Here is a 17,424-nt window from a genome sequence, read left to right on the forward strand (position 1 = left end):
GGGTCCAGTTCAGGTTGAGCCGAGAAGGCGGGTATATTCCGCCATGACGCGGCGGATGTGATTTTGGGTCTCGCTGTAGGGTGGCACCCCGCCATAGGCGCGCACCGCCTCGGGGCCAGCGTTGTAGGCGGCGAGTGCCAGATCGAGGCTGCCGAACTCTTCCATCTGTTCGAGGAGATAGCGGGCACCGCCGTCGAGGTTCTGCAGCGGATCGTCAATGTCGACGCGGAGATAGGCGGCAGTTCCCGGCATCAGCTGGGCGAGACCGCGGGCTCCGGCCGGACTGACGGCAGACGGGTTGTAGCCGCTTTCGACCCGGATCATCGCCTGGAACAAGGCCGACCACTCGGTCGGGCTGAGTCCGAGGCCCGCCAGTGCGGGATCGTCCTGATGGCGGGCCGAGACGAGGCGGAGGGCGGGCATCACCTCGGCCAGCCGGGCGCTGCGAGCCGGAAGGTCATCGGAGACAAGATCCGCGTCTTCCCCCTGCCCCGCCTCAACGGCAAGTTTCGTCGGCTCAGGCTGGATCAGCGCACCACGGTCATCATAGCGCAGCACGAAGGCATCGCTTGGCGGTACCGCGACCTCTTTCCCGCCCCAGTGGATGACCTCACTTCGAGCGGGAGCGCATCCCAGAATTGATGCCGCCAGCAACCAGAGGAATCGAGACCGAGTCGAGTTCCAGCTTGGTCGCGGCGAAAGCCACCACGCCTTCCATCGTATTGATGATCCGCTCATGCGCGTTGGTCTTGACCAGCACACAGCGCTCCTCGGGTCCGCGCACGACGTAGAACACCCACTGGCCGCGATAGCGCTTGACCGGATCCGGGGCTTCCACGCATTCGATCTCGACCCACGCGCCGGGCTCAGCCACGGCAGCGCGGAACTCTGCTTCCCTAAGCACGGGTAATATCCTTCGCTTGCGCATGGGAGCCTTTGGTCAAGAGTGGACTTTGGCCCCAAGTCATAGATGATTTCTTCTTTCGGCTCCACTTGCCGAAAGAGGCATACATCATTCGAATATGAATGATGAAAACAGATATATTTGAAGATAGCGATTCGGCCTTTACGCCATGGCGGCGGCCCGGAAGCGGATCGAATGGCTGAGAAAAGGCGAGAAAGCATGACCAGACTTCACAAAATAAGAGCACAATCAACATATTACAGGTATTCCCTGCGTCTGGTCACGCGCTGCCTCGGTGGATTGCAGTGGCCGGAAGCTATCGCCGTGGTTGTCCTGATGCAAGGCCCTCTGCCCTCTTTCGCTCAAGGCATTGCTGAAGGCTGCGTTCCGCCCGAGCCGCCCTATAACGCGCTTCCCCAAGCCGATCTCCAGGGGTTCAGAGTGGAGCCTTTTTCTGATTTTAAAAGCTATTTCAGTGATATAACACATTGCACCCAGTGTCTTGACGCAGAGCGGGCGCGCGTCATGGCCGAGGGCGCCGCGCTCTGTGAAAACTTCTTGTAGGCGACTGCAAATGATGAAAACAAATACGTTATCTTCAAATGTTGCAGAGACGCCACGACAACCGTAACCTGCTGCGGACAGGTCGGAGACCACGACCTCCAATCGGAGCCCCAAATGATGCAAGTCCGGACCCAGGCCCTTCTTCTCACAGCTGCATTTGCAACGGTGATTTCCACGACGGCCCCCGCTAGCGCCTATCAGATCGATTGCGCGATCCTGCTGTGCATGGCGGGAGGTTTCCCGCCGAGCGCGCCCTGCACCGCCGCCCGGGCCGAAATGATCCGCCGCATCACGCCCTGGCCCATCGAGCCGCCGCTGCAACTCTGGCGTTGTCCGATGCACGCGAGCTTTGGCTTCGGGCCGGACAGGACTCAGGCACCGGTGGTCCCGGTTGCGGTCATGAGCACCCCTCGCCCGCCGCGCCGTCAGTCGGATGCCACGCTGGTCTACGACAGCACGATCGAGAGCTATCTCTCGGGGATCAAGGTCTATGACCTGACCTATAGCCGGCACCGCAACCATGATGGCGACTGTAACGTCAATGTCAGGTTTTCGATCGGCAGCTATGACGCCTCCGGCGCCTTCGACTGGCGCCGGGCCAAGGTGCAGGACGTGCCCGGTTGGGTGTTCAATACGAGCTACGCGCAGTGCTCGGATGCGCGGTTTCGGGGGGTGGGATTGGAGTGGCGGGACTATGAGGGGACGAAGGGAACGGAGATGGTGGAGTATTGAGGTTCTGGCAATACTTGTGACCTCCCAAGCGCCTCTGAGGAATAGCTTTGGATTCATTGAACCTTTATGGAGTAAAAGGCTCGGGATGGGTCGAGCACGGATACTAGGGCCCAAAGAAGGGCCACCACACATAATTTCGCACATCATACCACACGGGTCGGCTCGCGACGTACCAGCTTCCGGAAGACAGCTACAATTGCCCCAGCCAAGATCATGGAGATTGCGGCAAGGAGCAGCAGTGGCTCATAAACGATCAGTGTGTCCTCAGTGATGCGCCGGGCCACGCCATAGGTATCAAGAATCGAAATTGCTGCGATTGGCTGCTTTGCCTTCATCCGCAGGAAGGTGCCGCCCGCCAGCACCGGCAATGCCCTCTGAAAGGCCAAAGGAAGCCAGATGCGGCGGCATCCGATCAGTCTTGGCACTCCCATGTGTGTTTCGACGCGCAAATTTGACCCCTGTTGCATCATTTACGCCTGTTGGCGCGAGTAGAATAATCTCCCGGCGCGCAGAACTCTCAATTGTCGCAGGTGTTTCGGAAGGGAACGCCCGTTGCCGCGACCATCAGCTCGCGGCAGGAGATAGAATGGCGCCAACCAGCGCCGAGTTTGGATTGGAAAGTCCGTCGATGACCGAAAAGTGGTTCTTGCCCTGCTCCTCCTCCAGACGCACCGGCAGGTCCAGCCCGCTCCAGATTTCCGACAGAAGGCGCGATTGACGGCGAAACTCGGGGCGCTCACCGGCGCCCACCCAGCAGGTCAGGTCTCTGGCCAGGGGATGGGGACGATGCAGGATCGCGCTTTCGGCGCTGGCGATGCTATCCGTCAACTGCAGCGTGTCGTTCATTCGGGTCTTCAGAAGTGGCCGAAGCTCATGCAGACCGCTGATCGAAACCACTCGGTCGAGTCGACCGAGGATCGCGTCGGGCAGTTGGCTGTCGTCGCAGATCATGCGTACCACCAGATGGCCGCCGGCCGAGTGCCCCGCCAAGCGGATAGGACCTGGGATTTCCCCGGCGGCCCGGACTATTGCCCGCGCCACCTCCAGCACCATGTCGGGCAGCCCGGCCTTGGGGGCCAAGGTATATTGCGGCAAGGCCACCGCCCAGCCGCGCATCCGCGCCCCTTCGGCCAAATGCGACCAGTCCGACTTGCCGAAGGCTAGCCAGTAGCCGCCATGAACAAAGACCATAAGCCCGCGCGGCACCTGATCCGGCAGCACAAGGTCGAAGACCTGCCGCGCGCCGTGTCCATAGCGCAGGTCGGCGCGAAATTTCGGCCCCAGACCGGCGCGATAGTCTTGCGCCTGTTTCGCCCAAAGCCTAGGCAACGCCTCGGACTGAGGGATATAGGCGCTGTTGGCGAAGGCGTCGTCCCAATCCCGCATTGTGGTCACCTCCTGCATTGACCGGCCACCGAGGCGTCCTTCAGTCGGAACCGTTGCAGCTTGCACGTCGCCGTCTTGGGCAGGACGGCGGCAAAGACCACGCGGCGGGGGTACTTGTAGGGGGCGATCACCTTTTTCACATGGTCCTGCAGCAGCTTGACCATGGCCGCATCGCCCGCCTTCCCCTCGACCAGCACGACATGCGCCTCGACGATCTGGCCACGGTCGGCATCGGCCGCCCCGATCACCGCACATTCCAGCACCGCCGGATGCGACAAGAGCGCCGCCTCGACCTCGGGCCCCGCGATGTTGTAGCCGGCGCTGATGATCATGTCGTCGGACCGCGCGGCAAAGTGAAAACGCCCCTCGGCATCCTGCCAAAAGCTGTCGCCCGTCAGGTTCCAGCCACCGCGCACATATTTGCGCTGCCGGTCGTCGGCCAGATAGCGGCAGCCGGTCGGCCCGCGCACCGCCAGCCGCCCGACCTCGCCGCGCGGCAGTTCGGCCATGTCCTCGCCGACGATCCGAGCCTCGTATCCCTTGACCGGCTTGCCGGTAGAGCCGGGGCGGTGGTCGTCAAAGCGGTTGGTCAGGAAGATGTGCAGCATCTCGGTCGCGCCGATTCCGTCCAGCATCGGCTTGCCGGTCTTGGCCATCCATTCGTCGTAGACCGGCGCGGGCAGGGTCTCGCCGGCGCTGACGGCGGCGCGCAGGCTGGACAGATCAGCCCCCTCGTCCATCGCCTTCAGCATCACCCGATAGGCGGTCGGGGCGGTAAAGCAGATCGTGGCCTTATGCTCCTGAATGATCTCGATCATGTTGGGGGGGCTTGCCTGCTCCAGCAACGCCGCCGCCGCGCCAAAGCGCAGCGGAAACACCGCGAGGCCGCCAAGGCCAAAGGTAAAGGCCAGCGGGGGCGAGCCGACAAAGACATCCTCGGGCGTGACACCCAGAACCTCGGCGGCATAGCCGTCGGCGATGATCAACAGGTCACGGTGGAAATGCATCGTCGCCTTCGGCTCGCCCGTGGTGCCCGAGGTGAACCCGAGCAGTGCCACATCGTCGCGCCCGGTCGGCACGGCCGCAAAGCGCACCGGCTTTTTCAACGCGATCCGGTCCAGTTCGGCATCATGGTTCGCCGTGCCGTCAAAGCCGATCACGGTTTTCAGAAAGCGGCTTTCCTTCTGGCAGGCGACCAGTTCCTCCATCAGCCGGGTGTCGCACAGCGCATGGCTGATCTCGGCCTTGTCGACGATCTTGGCCAGCTCGCCCGCGCGCAGCATCGGCATGGTGTTGACCACCACCGCGCCCACCTTGGTCGCGGCCAGCCAGCAGGCCACCATGGCCGGGTTGTTGGCGCTGCGGATCAGCATGCGGTTGCCGGGCTTCACTCCGTAATCTTCCACCAACGCATGCGCGATGCGGTTCGACCAGTCGGTCAGCTCCTTGTAGGTGCGGCTGCGGCCATTGCCGATCAGCGCGACATGGTCACCGAAACCGCGCTCGACCATGCGGTCGGTCAGTTCGACGCCGGCGTTCAGCCAGTCGGGATAGGCGACGGGCGGCGGCAAGATGTCGGGCCAGTCCGCCGCGGCGGGCAGGCGGTCGCGGGTAAAGGAATCGATGTGCCCCGTGGGACCAAGCATGAAGAACTCCCGTGTTGTCTGCCGCCGGGCGTGGGCCCGGCCCTGTCTTGCTGGGGCCCGCGCGAGAACGGCCCCGCGCGCGCCGATGTCTTGCCGCCGGTCTAAAGCTCGGTCCTGACGTGCCAAAGCTCGGGGAACAGCTCGACCTCGAGCATCCGGCGCAGGTAGGAAATGCCCGCCGTGCCGCCGGTGCCGCGCTTGAAGCCGATGACGCGCTCCACCGTGGTCACATGGTTGAACCGCCAGCGGCGGAAGTAATCCTCGAAATCCACCAGCTTTTCGGCCAGTTCATAGGCTTCCCAATGGGCTTCGGGGTCGCGGTAGACGATGGCCCAGACCTGCATCACCGCCTCGTCGGGCTGCCAGGCCCATCCCAAGTTTAAGCTTTCCCTCACACTGTGCGCGTTGAAATCTGTTCAGGTCACCGTGTTGCGGACCGGTTTGCGAAACTCGGGCTGATCCCAAAGGCGGTTAGACATGATGCGGCCCAAGACCGTAGCCGCACGCCGGATGTCTTCCTCTTGGACATAAAGCGGCGTGATACCAAAGCGCAGGATGTCGGGCGCCCGAAAATCGCCGATGATCCCTTCCGCGATCAGCGCCTGCATGATGGCATAGCCTTCCGGGTGGCGGAGCGAGACTTGGCTGCCGCGTAGGTCCGGGGCGCGGGGCGTGGCAAGAATCAATTCGGGGCAAGACATTTCGACCAGCCGGATGAACAGGTCGGCCAGATCCAACGATCGGGTGCGAAGGTCGTTCAGATCAACGCCCTCCCAGACGTCGAGGGCGGCGTCGAGGGCGGCAAGGTGCAGGATCGGCGGTGTGCCCACGCGCATCCGCTCGATGCCCGAGGCCGGACGATAGCTAAGGTCGAAGGCAAAGGGTACCGCATGCCCCATCCAGCCAGACAGTGCCGGGCGGGCGCGGTCCTGATGGCGGGGGGCGACGTAGATGAAGGCCGGGCCTCCTGGGCCGGAATTCAGATACTTGTAGGAGCAGCCTACCGCGAAATCGGCATTGCAGGCGGCCAGATGCACCGGGAAAGCCCCGGCGGAATGGGCCAGATCCCAGACGGTCAGGACGCCAAGCGCCTGCGCGCGGGCGATCAGGTTACGCATGTCGTGCCGACGCCCTGTGCGGTAATCCACCTCGGTGACCAGCAGGACCGCAACCGTGTCGTCTAGCGCCGCGGCCAGATCCTCGGGGGCGACTAGGCGCAGCTTGACATCGCGGCCCAGCGTGCGCGCCAGGCCTTCGGCGATGTAAAGGTCCGAAGGGAAATTGCCGGTGTCCGACAGGATTATCCCGCGCGGGGCATTCATCTCCAGCGCCGCGGCAAGGGCCTGGTAGACCTTGATCGAAAGGGTATCGCCCATAACGATGCTGTCTGGCTCGGCGCCGACCAGCTTGGCGATCCGGTTTCCTACGCGGGCAGGCAGGCCGATCCATCCCGCGCGGTTCCAGCCGGTGATCAGCATCTGACCCCATTCGGCGCTGACGGTTCGGGCAAGCCGGTCGGCAACGCCGCGTGGCAGCGGCCCCAGCGAGTTGCCGTCCAGATAGACGATCCCCTCGGGCAGATCGAACAGGCGGCGGGTGGCGTCGAAATCGGTTGTCATCGCGTGTTCACTCCTTACGCCTGTTCCGAAAGCAGGCCGGGTCGCACACCCAGCCCCATCGAGGCATCCAGCACCGCCCCGTGCAGCACCCGCGACGATGGGCCGGACAGGAAATGCACGAGTGCCGCGATTTCCGCCGGTTCGATCAGCCGGCCCTTCGGAAGGCCTGCCAGAAAACCAGACAAGGTTTCAGTCGACAGTTTCGACAGGGTGCTTGCCTGGAACATCGGCGTATTGGTGGCGCCGGGACAGATGGCAAAGACATCTACCTCGTCATGCACCGCCTCGGCGGCAAGTTGACGGGTCAGGAAGGCGACGGCGGCCTTGCTCATGCCGTCCGAGAGCCGGAAGCCCGGAAATGCGGTGATGCCGCCGCCGACGGAACTGATGTTGATCAGCTTGCGCCCCGGTCCGCCCGGCAGGGCCAGAAACTCCTGGCACATCTTCAGCGTGCCATCAGCATTGATGGCCAGCATCAGGCTGTCCTGCGTGCCCGGATCGTCGGAAAACGCCGCGACCGTGGCCGTCCCCACGGCAGCGTTGTTCACCAGGATGTCAATACGGCCATGCTGTGCCGCCACGCCAGCGATGCAGCGCCGGATCGAATCTGCGTCGCGCAGGTCCAAGGGATGCGCCGTCACCGGCAGATCGCCAAAGCCTGCCAGCACGCGCGCGGCGTCTTCCACGCCCTCCACGAAGGTCAACGCGACTGTAGCGCCATAGGCCGCCAGACGCTCGACACAGGCGCGGCCGATGCCGCCTGAGCCACCGGTGACAAGTGCGATGCGACCGGTCAGATTGAAGGGAGACAGAAGATCGGCAGTCATTTCGGCGGCTCCGGGGTTGCTTCGGGGATCAGCCCGCGCGGGGAAAAACGCATCACGAGAACAAGGATCAGCCCCATGAGTACGTAGCGCAACTGGGCCGGGCCTGCTTCCAGTGCTAGGCGGATGGGATTGTCGGGGGCAAGCAGGGTGGCGCCCGTCGCGGCCAGCCACAGGCCCGCAGTTTCGGCCTGGACCCAGACGAACCAGATCAGGAAGGCGCCAAGGATCGCGCCCCGGTGGTTGCCCGATCCGCCGACGATCACCATCACCCAGATCAGGAAGGTAAAGCGCAGCGGCTGATAGCTGCCGGCGGTGAACTGGCCATCCAGCGTCACCAGCATTGCCCCGCCGATGCCGACGATGGCCGAGCCAAGGACGAAGGCCTGCAGGTGGCGACGGGCGACATCCTTGCCCATGGCGCGGGCCGCCTCTTCATTGTCGCGAATTGCACGCATCATCCGGCCCCAGGGCGCGTGGGAAAGCCGGTCCAACGCCCACCAGATCACCAGCAGCACGGCCAGAAACCATGCCGCATAGGCCAGCTTCACCAGAACTGACGCCGTGTCGCGCAGCGGCCAGCCCAGCCAGGCCGACAGGTCCTGAACCCAGATCGCGGCTTGCAGGTCCGTCTCGTAGGGCACCGGGCGCGGCAGGCCAGTGACGTTCTTCACCCCGCGCGCCAGCCATTCCTCGTTGCGCAGAACCGCTAGGATGATTTCCGAGATGCCGAAGGTGGCCACCGCAAGGTAATCCGACCGAAGCCCCGCCGTCAGCCGCCCGATCGGCCAGGCCAGCGCCGCGCCGAAAATCCCGCCGACGACCCAGGACAGCGCGACCGGCAGGCCGAGGCCGCCCAGATAGCCCGCGCTCGCCGCGTCCACCGCCTCGATCGCTGCCGTCGCGGGCAGGAACCAGTGCTGAGCCAGCAGCACGCCGCCCAGACCCGTTGCCGCGACCGCTACGCCGCGAAGCAATGGATTGCCGGAAAGCCCGCGCCAGATCACCACGGCCAAGGCGGTCGTCGCCAGCAGGATCGACGCCGCAATGGCAAGCCTGCCGCCGCCTGTCGTCCAAGCCGCCCGCACTGGCGGGGCCGAGACCAGCACCACCGCCAGCCCGCCCGCCGCAGCCGACCCCATGGTGCCAACGTTGAACATCCCGGCCACGCCCCATTGCACGTTGACGCCCAGGGCCATGACGACGGAAATCAGGCACAGATTCAGGATGGTCAGGGCAAGTGGCCAGCTTTGCAGCAGACCAACCGCGAGAAGCGCCGCCGCCATCGCGGCATAAAGCAAAACAGTGCGGCTCATCTGGAAACCTTTCCGTAAAGGCCGGCCGGGCGCACCAGCAGCACGACGACAAGGATCAGGAACGACACGGCGAATTTGTATTCGGTGGACAGAAGCTGCATCATGCTCTCTGGCGCCATTGCAGCGGGCAGGAAGTAGGCCAGCGCTTTTTTCCAGGCGAAGGTCAGCGCCAGTTCGGAAAACGCCACTATCATCGACCCGACGATGGCGCCGATCGGGCTGCCAAGGCCACCCACGACGGCGGCGGCGAACATTGGCAGCAGAAGCTGCTGGTAGACGAACGGGCGATAGCCCTTGTCGAGGCCAAAGAGCACCCCCGCCAACACTGACAGTACCGCGACCAGCACCCAAGTCAGCCGAACGATCCGGTCAGGGTCCACGCCCGACAGCAGCGCCAGATTGCGGTTGTCGGCATAGGCGCGCATCGACCGGCCCGCCTGCGTCCGGCCCAGAAACCAGAAGAGGCCCGCCGTGGCCAGCACCGCCACCGCGATGGTCAGCATCTGCGAGGTCTTGATGACCAAAGGTTCGGCTAGTCCCGACCAGTCCCGGAACCCGCGTGCCGAGACGATGAAGCGGGCGCCATCCTCGAAATCACGGCCGTCGGCTCCGATCATCAGCCGGATAACCCCGTTCATCATCAGCATCACCCCGGCCGAGACGATCATGAAAACCTCGGCCCTTGCATTGATGCGGCGGAAATGGCGGTAGAGCGCCCGGTCGGTGGCGATGAAGATCAGGGCCATCACCGGCATTGCAAGCAACATGCCCAGCAGAGCGGTGGGTAAGACGCCCAGAGAAACGCCATGACCCTGTAGCCAGATCGTGAACAGGATGGTCAGCGCGGTGCCCAACGAAAGCCCCTCGGCATGGGCGAAACTGGAAAACCGCAAGACGCCGAAGATCAGCGTGACCCCTAGAGCCCCCAGCGCCAACTGGCTACCATAGGCCAGACCGGGGATCACCAGCATGCTGGTCAGGTGCAGCAGGCCATTCAGAACATCGCTCATACGCGTCCCCCCAGAAAACTGCGCCGCGTTTCGGGATCGTTCAGAAGATCGCGGCCGGTGCCGGTGAAACGGTTCGCCCCCTGCACCAGAACAAAGCCGGTATCGGCGATCTCTAATGCCCCGGCGGCGTTCTGTTCCACCATCAGCACCGCCAGCCCCTGCGTCGCGATGCGGGTAATCTTGTCGAAAAGCTCATCCATCACATTTGGGCTTACCCCTGCCGTGGGTTCATCCAGAAGCAGGACCGACGGCTGCGTCATCAGCGCCCGCCCAACTGCCAGCTGCTGCCTTTGCCCGCCTGACAATTGGCCGGCCGGCTGGTGGCGCTTGTCGGCAAGGATTGGAAACAGCGCATAAATCTCGTCAAGCGTTGCCTCGATCGAGTCCTTGCGCAGCAGGGCCCCCATCTGCAGGTTTTCGAACACTGTCAGTCCAGTGAAGACATTCTCGGTCTGCGGCACAAAGCCAAGGCCCGCCCGGATCCGCCCCTGCGGTGCCAGTGAGGTGATGTCACGTCCGTCCAGCGTGACCCGGCCCGCTGTCAACCGCAGCATCCCCAGAACCGCCTTCATCGCCGTGGATTTGCCCGCGCCGTTCGGCCCGACGATGACGGCGATCTGGCCGCGATCCACCTCGATGGTGCAGCCGTTCAGGATGGGCGGGCCGCCGTAGCCGCCGACCAGTCCTTCGGCCTTCAGAAAGCTCATGGCATGGTCTCCACCCTGGTTCCAGCAAGGCCCGTGCCCTTGGCCGCGCGGCCTCGGCCCAGATAGGCCTCGATCACAGCCTCGTCAGACAGGATGCTTTCCGCCGTGCCACGGGACAGCAGGCGGCCCTGCGCCATGCAGGTCACCTCGTCGCAAAGCTCGGCAATGAATTGCATATCGTGTTCGACGAGGCAGAAAGTATAGCCGCGCTCGCGGTTCAGGCGGCGAATAGCGTCAGCGATGGTGTAAAGCAGCGTCCGGTTCACACCTGCGCCCACCTCGTCCAGGAAGATGATCTTAGGGTCGGCCATCATGGTGCGGCCCAGCTCCAGAAGCTTCTTCTGTCCACCCGACAGGCTGCCCGCAGGCAGGTCGGCGATGGAGGTAATCTGTAGGAAGTCGAGAATGTCGTCGGCTTTCTCGCGTAGCGCGCGTTCCTCGCGGCGCACCCGCCCGGGGCGCAAAAGGGCGCCAAGCCAAGTTTCGCCTGACTGCCCGGCCGGAACCATCATCAGGTTCTCGCGCGCCGTCAGGGTGGAGAATTCTCGCGCAATCTGGAAGGTGCGCAACAGGCCCTTGCCGAACAAGAGATGTGGCGGCTGGCCAGTGATGTCTTCGCCATCGAGCATCACACGGCCGCTGTCGGGCTGGTAGTAACCGGCAATGAGGTTGAACAGTGTGGACTTGCCCGCGCCGTTCGGCCCGATCAGCCCGGCGACGCTGCCGCGTCTTATGGTCAGAGACATGTCGTCCACCGCCTTCAGACCTCCGAAGGCGATGGACAGGTTCTGCACGACAAGAAGATCGGGCTGTGGCATAGTCAGTTCCTGGTGCAAGCGCCGGGCCGGAAAGGCCCGCCCGGCGCGGGGCTATCAGTCGGCGGTCAGCATGCGGGCGGTTTCGAAGGTACCGCCCTTGTTTTCGAACTCGCGATAGCTGCCCGCGCTTTCGCCGGTGCCGATCATCTCGACATCCGAACCGCCGACATAGTCGATCTCACCACCGTCCTTCAGGATCTGCAGCCCCTTGGCCAACTCGCCGGGATAAATCTTCTCGCCGGGTGCATTGGCGACATCCATCACCTTTTCTGCCGCCTTGGCCGGATCGCCCGCCGCCTGCATCGCCAACAGGATCAGCGCGGCCGCGTCGTAGGATTCGCGCACGAACGAACTGTCGGCGTTCTTGCCCGCCGCCTTGGCCAGGGCGGCGAATTTCTCGGCCCCTTCGCCAGTCGACCACGGCACGGTGCCGAAGATCTTAAGGTCCGGCCCGAAATCGGCCATGAGCTTTTCGGAATGCATACCGTCGCCGACGGCAAATTGGTCGAAGGCGCCGCTGTCCAGCGACGCTTGGATAATGCCGTGCCCGCCCTGATCGGCATAGCCCAGCACGACCAGTGCCTGCCCGCCGGCCACGGACAGGGCCGAAACTTCCGCCGAATAATCCGCCTTGCCGTCGTCATGCGGCGCATCCAGCGTCACCGTACCGCCCGCGGCCGTGTAGGCCGCATCGAAAGCCTCGGCAAAGCCCTTGCCGTAATCGTTGTTGGTATGGGTGACCGCAACCTTGGTGATGCCACGGTCGATTAGCACCTTGGCCAGAAGCTCGCCTTGTCGCGAATCCGACGGAGCGGTGCGGAAGAACAGCCCCTTGTCGGTGTCCGCCGCGAGGGCGGGGGAGGTGGCCGAAGGCGAGATCATAAGAAGGTTGTTCGGCACGGCGACGTTGTTCAGCACCGCCGTCGTCACGCCGGAACAATCCGCCCCGACCAGGGCCGCGATCTTGTCCACCGAAACCAGCCGCTCGGCCGCCGCCGTGGCCGCCGAGGCGTCGGTGCAGGTGCTGTCGCCGCGCACGGAAGAAACAGTGTCGCCGCCAAGAAACAGGCCACTGTCACCGGCCTCCTTCATCGCCAGTTCGGCCCCGTCCGCCATCGGTGGCGTCAGGGATTCGATCGGTCCGGTAAACCCGAACAGGATGCCGATCTTGATGTCATCGGCCAATGCGGGGCCGGCCACAAGAGCCGTGCCCATCAGAAGGGTTCCAAGAAGGTGTTTCATCATGAGGTCTCGCTGTTGGGTCGGATGTTCTTGCCCCGGTCGATGCCGGCTTGCCTGGGAAGGCCTCCCTAGCTCGATCAAATAAAATATAATCTATGACACTATGTCAAGATTATATCTAATATGACGTCTATAGTCGAAGTTGACCCCGTTGGTTCAAGGCGGCAGATTGGCGTGAAACCGGCAAGGCAAGGGCAAATGTCTAAGACAGATCAAGCCTATGAGACGTTGAAGCGCGACATCCTCTCAGGTGCCTTGCGCCCCGACGAACCGCTGACCGTGGCCACGCTGACCACGCGCTACGGCTTCGGCTGGACCCCGCTGCGTGATTCGCTGTCGCGCCTGGAAGGAGAAAATCTGGTCAGCCTTGTCCGCAACCGGGGTTACCGGGTGAAGGGCGCGAGCTTCAAGGAACTGCGTGATATTCAACACGCCCGGCTGGCCATCGAAACGCAGATGCTGCGCGATTCCATCCACCAGGGCGATGACGAATGGCAAAAGCGCGTCCTGCTGGCACATCGTACCTTGGCCCGCGCCCCGGTGCTGGCGCAGGGCATGCCGGTGGCGGACTATGAATCCTTTGAGGCCGCGCACCAGGATTTCCACCTGGCCTTAGTCGGCGGCGGTGACAGCCTGTGGCTCGGACGGTTCCTTACGCAGATCTACGCCCAAGTCCGCCGCCACCAGCGCCTGATCGTCCTGGGCCAGGCCGCCTTGTCGGACCCGCGCACCGACGCTGCATTGCTAGCAGCGCTGCGGTCCAGTTCAGGCATCGACCAACACACACCCCTGATGGACGCCGCGCTCGACCGAGACGAGGCGCGTGCTGTCGTCTTGTTTCAAGGGCATATCGGGATGTTGGATGATCTTGACCAAGAGCCGCACTGAGTGGAGACGCTCCTCGATCTTCTCCGACCAAGGTCTGGTAGCATAGCAACCAATGATTTTGTTGACTTTCGTATGCCACATTTAATGGCTGCGCGACACCGACTTTCACTCGGCCCTTCTGCCCATCATGCTGGTCACGCAATCCATGCCGCTGGTCACCCTGGATGGGCATCTTGCGTCAGCTCCAGAGTTGGGCGGCTGGTGAGGTTCAGAACGAACGTCTTCGTTCCGCCAAGCCCAATGAAGCTCTCAAAGCATGTACGGCACATGATACCCCCTTTTGCTTCAAGAAGCCTGAAAGGCCTTGCTGAAGATGTAACTCAGCGACCGCTGGACATTCGCAGCAACTTCGCGTGCCCGTGCGAAGTCAAGGCGCGGTAAGCCCGGCATCCTCCATCTGCTCCATGTCGGGCAGGTCGCGCAGGCTCTCCATCCCAAAGACCGCCAGAAACGTGTCGGTGGTGACGAAGGTGTAGGGCGCGCCTCGCCTTGGCTCTCTGGGGCCGATTCCGATCAGGTCGCGCTCGGCCAGCCGTCCGATCAGATCGCGACTGATCTCCTTGCCGAAGATGTGCTTCAGCCCGTCACGGCTGATCGGCTGGTGGAACGCAATCGCTGCCAGCACGGCCAGGTCGAACTCCGACAGATTCAGTGCCTGGCCCCCCACATTCGCCGCGGCGCGGATCGCCGCGGCATAGGCTGGTTTCGTGCGGAGCCACCAGCCTGCGCCGACCCGCGCCACCTCGAAAGCACGTCCCTCCAGATCGACCGTCAGATCTTCGATCAGCAGGTCGATCGATGCCCCCTGCCCGATCACCCTTGCCAGATCGTCCCGCGCAACCGGCGTACTCGACGCGAACAGCACCGCCTCGATGCGCCGCATCCATTCGCGCCAGCGCAAGTCCGGCGGCAGGTCGGTCAGCTCGCGGTCCAATTCTGCTTCGTGCCAGTCGCGTGACATGATCAGACCCCGTAAAGGCGAAATGTCTCCCGCCCGGTCAGTTCGCGAATGGCCCCGATCTCCACCAGCCGGTCACAAAGCCGCCGCGCCGCGCGGTCCGACATAAAGTCCAAGGCCGAGGATGCCAGCGCATCGCGCGACAGAAACAGCTCAACCGCCCGCCCTGCCCCTTTCGCCCTGAGCTTCGGCGCCACCGCCCGGAGCCCGGCCGCCCGGCGCGTCAATTCGGCGGCGAGCGGCACCGCCAGCCCCGCCGCGCGGACCAGCGCCCGATGACAGGCGAGATGCAGGTCGTCGCCCCTGAGGCGCAGGTCGCGGTGCTTGAGGCCGAGGGCGAGAAGCGGCAGGAGGTGGCGCCAGCCGAGGGCCTGCGACAGAACCGCATCCGCAAGGATCAGCGCCGGGGTCTCGGCGCGTGGAGCATCGGCCAGCACCGCCTGGATCGCCATCGCCGCCCGCGCCACCGGCGTCCCCGCCGCATCGAGGCAGAACGCGATCCGCTCGGGCTCTATCCCCTCAAGGGCCTTGCCCAGATGCTGACCCGCAATGGGCCGCGCCACCATGAGCGACCATTGCCGGAATATCACGCCGGCCGGCCCTGGATGATCGCCGGGGCGCGTCAGATGGGCGGCATCGCGCAGGGCCGCCTGCCCTTCCCGCCGCCCGGCAAACCCGGCACAGGTCTCGGCTGCGTTGAGCGCGAGCCGGTCGCGCCACAAGGCCTGCGGCAGGTTTGGCGCCCGCGCCACAAGATGCAGATGGGCCAGCGCCGCCCCCGACAAAAACGGCACATCTTCGGGGGTTTCGCCATGGCCAGAGGTGATCCAGCCCGGCAAAGGGGCTATGCTGTCAGGGTCGCCCGGGTCTGTCGCGGAAGCGTTCGGCATGACAGGAGCCTATCCACGCGCGGCGCTTTTGGCCAGATAATCTTGCACTAACCGCCGCAGTCTGCGCGGTGTTTTCATGTCCAATAAGATTGCATTATCGGACACATAAAGATAGCCTCGGTGACATGAGCGAAACACCCGAGAAATCGCCTTCAGAGCCGCCAAATGGTCCCGATCCCCATGAGGGAGACGAGAGCGCTGATCCGGCGCGCGGCGTGATCGCCCTGCCCTCAAATGTCTCTGGCTCCGGCACGCTGGATCGGCTGGTGGAAACCGCCCGCGACTATGCCAGGGCGGCGGTCTCGGAGAACACGCTCCGGGCCTATGCCAAGGACTGGGCGGCCTTCGCGCGCTGGTGCCGGATGCGGGGCGCCGATCCCCTGCCCCCCTCCCCTGCCCTGATCGGCCTCTACATCGCCGATCTGGTGGCGCCGGCGGGAAAGGCCCCTGCCCTCTCGGTCGCCTCGATCGAGCGCCGATTGTCGGGTCTTGCCTGGGGCTATGCGCAGCGCGGGCAGCGGCTCGATCGCCAGGACCGCCACATCGCCAGCGTGCTGGCCGGTATCAAACGCAAGCACGCCCGCCCGCCGGCGCAGAAGGAAGCGATCCTGCCGGAGGATCTGCGCGACATGCTGGCCACCCTGCCCCATGATCTGCGCGGGCTCAGGGATCGGGCCATCCTGCTGATCGGCTTCGCCGGTGGCCTTAGGCGGTCAGAGATTGTCTCGCTTGACCATGGCAAGGACGACACGCCCGACTCTGGCGGCTGGGTCGAAATCCTGGAGGACGGCGCCCTCCTCACCCTGCGCGGCAAGACCGGCTGGCGCGAGGTGGAGATCGCGCGCGGCTCCGCCGATGCCACCTGCCCGGTCCATGCCCTGAGCCAGTGGCTGCACTATGCCAGGATTGACTTCGGCCCTGTCTTCGTCGCCGTTAGCCGAAACGGTCTGAAGGCTACCGCAGACCGCCTCTCCGACAAGCATGTCGCCCGCCTCATCAAGGCCTGCGTCCGCGAGGCGGGCCTGCGCCCGGATCTGCCCGAGGCGGAGCGTATCCACCTCTTCTCGGGCCATTCCCTGCGCGCGGGCCTCGCCTCCTCGGCCGAGGTCGACGAGCGCTACGTCCAGAAGCAGCTTGGCCACGCCTCCGCCGAAATGACCCGGCGCTACCAGCGCCGCAGGGACAGATTCCGCGTCAACCTGACCAAGGCCGCGGGACTCTGATGCGCACAGGTGCCTTTCTTTAATCCGGAATATCCGTATAATCCGGAACAAGGATCCAGGAGTCTGCCATGAAAACCATGTCCGCCACCCTAGCCAGCAAGGAATTCGGCCGCTTCATCGATGCGGCGCAACGTGAACCCGTCTTGCTGACCAAGAAAGACCGCCCCGTCGCTGTCACGGTTTCGGTGGCAGACTGGGAAGAGCTGGTTGCCCTGCGCATCGAGCGCGGCGTTGCGGCCGGCCTGGCCGATGTTGCCGAAGGGCGTGTCACCGAGATGTCGGATGACGCGATGGAACAACGCCTTGCGCGCTTCCGGAACCGGCCCCCTGAAGCATGAAGGTCTTCCTGACCCGGGCCGCCGAGGACTGCCTTTGGGCGATCTGGGACCATGATCGGCTCTATTCGGAAAGCCTGGCGGACAGTTTTCAGCGCGACATCGACCGGTTCATCCGGGATGCCATCGGCGCGAACCCTGAGATTGGCCATGTCTGGCATGCTCTGCGCGGCATCCGACGGCTGATCTTCCGCCGCCGTCACAACATTTTCTACACGCTGCGCGACGATGCCGCCTTCGTCCTGTTCATCTTCGATGGCCGTATGGACATCAACCAGCAGATCGCGGAGGCTGGGCTCGATGTCGAGGCGTTGATTGTGCGCTCGGACGACTGAGCAAGCGTCGGACGCGGAGCTAATCGG

At 64.1% G+C, this 17,424-nt stretch carries 19 protein-coding genes and 2 pseudogenes; 6 read left to right on the forward strand and 15 right to left on the reverse strand.

Annotated features, from left to right (window positions below):
* Positions 1 to 9 precede the first annotated feature (9 nt).
* Positions 10 to 558 carry a lytic transglycosylase domain-containing protein gene (locus G4Z14_RS17245; protein ID WP_321573071.1) on the reverse strand — a complete coding sequence of 183 codons (549 nt, stop codon included), beginning with the start codon at positions 556 to 558 and terminating at the stop codon, positions 10 to 12.
* Positions 559 to 610: 52 nt separating this feature from the next.
* Positions 611 to 928 (reverse strand): hypothetical protein, encoded by a 318-nt coding sequence (locus G4Z14_RS17250; protein ID WP_164627971.1) that lies wholly within the window; start codon positions 926 to 928, stop codon positions 611 to 613.
* A gap of 195 nt (positions 929 to 1,123) precedes the next feature.
* On the opposite strand from G4Z14_RS17250, the gene G4Z14_RS17255 reads away from it, so the two are divergent.
* Together G4Z14_RS17255 and G4Z14_RS17260 are read left to right on the forward strand one after the other, a co-directional pair.
* Positions 1,124 to 1,468, forward strand: coding sequence for a hypothetical protein (locus G4Z14_RS17255; RefSeq protein WP_164627973.1), 345 nt, complete (start codon positions 1,124 to 1,126; stop codon positions 1,466 to 1,468).
* A 399-nt stretch (positions 1,469 to 1,867) separates the two neighbouring features.
* Positions 1,868 to 2,200 (forward strand): hypothetical protein, encoded by a 333-nt coding sequence (locus G4Z14_RS17260; protein ID WP_164627975.1) that lies wholly within the window; start codon positions 1,868 to 1,870, stop codon positions 2,198 to 2,200.
* A 143-nt stretch (positions 2,201 to 2,343) separates the two neighbouring features.
* On the opposite strand, the gene G4Z14_RS17265 is transcribed toward G4Z14_RS17260, so the two are convergent.
* From G4Z14_RS17265 to G4Z14_RS17315, 11 genes and pseudogenes are all read right to left on the reverse strand, one after another.
* Positions 2,344 to 2,625, reverse strand: a complete 282-nt coding sequence (locus G4Z14_RS17265) for a hypothetical protein (RefSeq protein WP_164627977.1) — start codon at positions 2,623 to 2,625, stop codon at positions 2,344 to 2,346.
* Between the two features lie 139 nt (positions 2,626 to 2,764).
* Positions 2,765 to 3,586 (reverse strand): alpha/beta hydrolase, encoded by an 822-nt coding sequence (locus G4Z14_RS17270; protein ID WP_164627979.1) that lies wholly within the window; start codon positions 3,584 to 3,586, stop codon positions 2,765 to 2,767.
* A gap of 5 nt (positions 3,587 to 3,591) precedes the next feature.
* On the reverse strand, positions 3,592 to 5,232 hold the full coding sequence (locus G4Z14_RS17275; protein WP_164627980.1) for an AMP-binding protein: 1,641 nt from the start codon (positions 5,230 to 5,232) through the stop codon (positions 3,592 to 3,594).
* A gap of 101 nt (positions 5,233 to 5,333) precedes the next feature.
* A pseudogene (locus tag G4Z14_RS17280) lies at positions 5,334 to 5,588 on the reverse strand (tryptophan 2,3-dioxygenase family protein); the annotation flags it as partial.
* 60 nt (positions 5,589 to 5,648) lie between these two features.
* On the reverse strand, positions 5,649 to 6,851 hold the full coding sequence (kynU, locus tag G4Z14_RS17285; protein WP_164627982.1) for a kynureninase: 1,203 nt from the start codon (positions 6,849 to 6,851) through the stop codon (positions 5,649 to 5,651).
* 113 nt (positions 6,852 to 6,964) lie between these two features.
* Positions 6,965 to 7,678: pseudogene (locus tag G4Z14_RS17290) on the reverse strand (SDR family NAD(P)-dependent oxidoreductase); the annotation flags it as partial.
* Positions 7,675 to 8,991, reverse strand: a complete 1,317-nt coding sequence (locus G4Z14_RS17295; RefSeq protein WP_164627986.1) for a branched-chain amino acid ABC transporter permease — start codon at positions 8,989 to 8,991, stop codon at positions 7,675 to 7,677. The pseudogene G4Z14_RS17290 and the gene G4Z14_RS17295, both read right to left, overlap by 4 nt.
* Entirely contained in the window at positions 8,988 to 10,001 is a 1,014-nt protein-coding gene (locus tag G4Z14_RS17300) for a branched-chain amino acid ABC transporter permease (RefSeq protein ID WP_164627987.1), read from the reverse strand. Before G4Z14_RS17300 ends, G4Z14_RS17295 begins: the two co-directional genes overlap by 4 nt.
* Entirely contained in the window at positions 9,998 to 10,708 is a 711-nt protein-coding gene (locus tag G4Z14_RS17305) for an ABC transporter ATP-binding protein (RefSeq protein ID WP_164627989.1), read from the reverse strand. Before G4Z14_RS17305 ends, G4Z14_RS17300 begins: the two co-directional genes overlap by 4 nt.
* Complete coding sequence (locus tag G4Z14_RS17310) at positions 10,705 to 11,526, reverse strand: ABC transporter ATP-binding protein (RefSeq protein ID WP_164627992.1); 822 nt, start codon at positions 11,524 to 11,526, stop codon at positions 10,705 to 10,707. The genes G4Z14_RS17305 and G4Z14_RS17310 overlap by 4 nt, the downstream gene beginning before the upstream one ends.
* Before the next feature lie 54 nt (positions 11,527 to 11,580).
* Positions 11,581 to 12,768: an ABC transporter substrate-binding protein gene (locus G4Z14_RS17315; protein ID WP_164627994.1), complete on the reverse strand. Its 1,188-nt coding sequence runs from the start codon at positions 12,766 to 12,768 to the stop codon at positions 11,581 to 11,583.
* A 198-nt stretch (positions 12,769 to 12,966) separates the two neighbouring features.
* Here G4Z14_RS17315 and G4Z14_RS17320 point away from each other — a divergent pair, with 198 nt between their 5' ends.
* On the forward strand, positions 12,967 to 13,656 hold the full coding sequence (locus tag G4Z14_RS17320; protein WP_164627996.1) for a GntR family transcriptional regulator: 690 nt from the start codon (positions 12,967 to 12,969) through the stop codon (positions 13,654 to 13,656).
* A 367-nt stretch (positions 13,657 to 14,023) separates the two neighbouring features.
* Here the strand turns inward: G4Z14_RS17320 and scpB are convergent, their stop codons facing one another.
* Together scpB and G4Z14_RS17330 are read right to left on the reverse strand one after the other, a co-directional pair.
* A complete protein-coding gene (scpB, locus tag G4Z14_RS17325) occupies positions 14,024 to 14,617 on the reverse strand; it encodes an SMC-Scp complex subunit ScpB (protein ID WP_164627998.1) in 594 nt (197 codons plus the stop codon).
* A 2-nt stretch (positions 14,618 to 14,619) separates the two neighbouring features.
* Positions 14,620 to 15,504: a DUF1403 family protein gene (locus G4Z14_RS17330; RefSeq protein ID WP_164628000.1), complete on the reverse strand. Its 885-nt coding sequence runs from the start codon at positions 15,502 to 15,504 to the stop codon at positions 14,620 to 14,622.
* Positions 15,505 to 15,629: 125 nt separating this feature from the next.
* Here G4Z14_RS17330 and G4Z14_RS17335 point away from each other — a divergent pair, with 125 nt between their 5' ends.
* From G4Z14_RS17335 to G4Z14_RS17345, 3 genes are all read left to right on the forward strand, one after another.
* Positions 15,630 to 16,727, forward strand: a complete 1,098-nt coding sequence (locus G4Z14_RS17335; protein ID WP_164628002.1) for a tyrosine-type recombinase/integrase — start codon at positions 15,630 to 15,632, stop codon at positions 16,725 to 16,727.
* Between the two features lie 68 nt (positions 16,728 to 16,795).
* Complete coding sequence (locus tag G4Z14_RS17340) at positions 16,796 to 17,065, forward strand: type II toxin-antitoxin system Phd/YefM family antitoxin (RefSeq protein ID WP_164628004.1); 270 nt, start codon at positions 16,796 to 16,798, stop codon at positions 17,063 to 17,065.
* Positions 17,062 to 17,397 (forward strand): type II toxin-antitoxin system RelE/ParE family toxin, encoded by a 336-nt coding sequence (locus G4Z14_RS17345; protein ID WP_164628006.1) that lies wholly within the window; start codon positions 17,062 to 17,064, stop codon positions 17,395 to 17,397. Before G4Z14_RS17340 ends, G4Z14_RS17345 begins: the two co-directional genes overlap by 4 nt.
* The last annotated feature ends 27 nt before the right edge of the window (positions 17,398 to 17,424 follow it).

The organism is Tabrizicola oligotrophica (assembly GCF_011008935.1).
GTDB classification, from domain to species: domain Bacteria; phylum Pseudomonadota; class Alphaproteobacteria; order Rhodobacterales; family Rhodobacteraceae; genus Tabrizicola_A; species Tabrizicola_A oligotrophica.

Bases quoted from the DNA above. Each gene is read 5' to 3' on its own strand.
- G4Z14_RS17315 (WP_164627994.1), bottom strand. From the start codon at position 12,768: ATGAAACACCTTCTTGGAACCCTTCTGATGGGCACGGCTCTTGTGGCC.
- scpB (WP_164627998.1), bottom strand. From the start codon at position 14,617: ATGTCACGCGACTGGCACGAAGCAGAATTGGACCGCGAGCTGACCGAC.
- kynU (WP_164627982.1), bottom strand. From the start codon at position 6,851: ATGACAACCGATTTCGACGCCACCCGCCGCCTGTTCGATCTGCCCGAG.
- G4Z14_RS17305 (WP_164627989.1), bottom strand. From the start codon at position 10,708: ATGAGCTTTCTGAAGGCCGAAGGACTGGTCGGCGGCTACGGCGGCCCG.
- G4Z14_RS17295 (WP_164627986.1), bottom strand. From the start codon at position 8,991: ATGAGCCGCACTGTTTTGCTTTATGCCGCGATGGCGGCGGCGCTTCTC.
- G4Z14_RS17335 (WP_164628002.1), top strand. From the start codon at position 15,630: ATGAGCGAAACACCCGAGAAATCGCCTTCAGAGCCGCCAAATGGTCCC.
- G4Z14_RS17320 (WP_164627996.1), top strand. From the start codon at position 12,967: ATGTCTAAGACAGATCAAGCCTATGAGACGTTGAAGCGCGACATCCTC.
- G4Z14_RS17310 (WP_164627992.1), bottom strand. From the start codon at position 11,526: ATGCCACAGCCCGATCTTCTTGTCGTGCAGAACCTGTCCATCGCCTTC.
- G4Z14_RS17275 (WP_164627980.1), bottom strand. From the start codon at position 5,232: ATGCTTGGTCCCACGGGGCACATCGATTCCTTTACCCGCGACCGCCTG.
- G4Z14_RS17255 (WP_164627973.1), top strand. From the start codon at position 1,124: ATGACCAGACTTCACAAAATAAGAGCACAATCAACATATTACAGGTAT.
- G4Z14_RS17330 (WP_164628000.1), bottom strand. From the start codon at position 15,504: ATGCCGAACGCTTCCGCGACAGACCCGGGCGACCCTGACAGCATAGCC.
- G4Z14_RS17300 (WP_164627987.1), bottom strand. From the start codon at position 10,001: ATGAGCGATGTTCTGAATGGCCTGCTGCACCTGACCAGCATGCTGGTG.
- G4Z14_RS17340 (WP_164628004.1), top strand. From the start codon at position 16,796: ATGAAAACCATGTCCGCCACCCTAGCCAGCAAGGAATTCGGCCGCTTC.
- G4Z14_RS17250 (WP_164627971.1), bottom strand. From the start codon at position 928: ATGCGCAAGCGAAGGATATTACCCGTGCTTAGGGAAGCAGAGTTCCGC.
- G4Z14_RS17270 (WP_164627979.1), bottom strand. From the start codon at position 3,586: ATGCGGGATTGGGACGACGCCTTCGCCAACAGCGCCTATATCCCTCAG.
- G4Z14_RS17345 (WP_164628006.1), top strand. From the start codon at position 17,062: ATGAAGGTCTTCCTGACCCGGGCCGCCGAGGACTGCCTTTGGGCGATC.
- G4Z14_RS17260 (WP_164627975.1), top strand. From the start codon at position 1,868: ATGAGCACCCCTCGCCCGCCGCGCCGTCAGTCGGATGCCACGCTGGTC.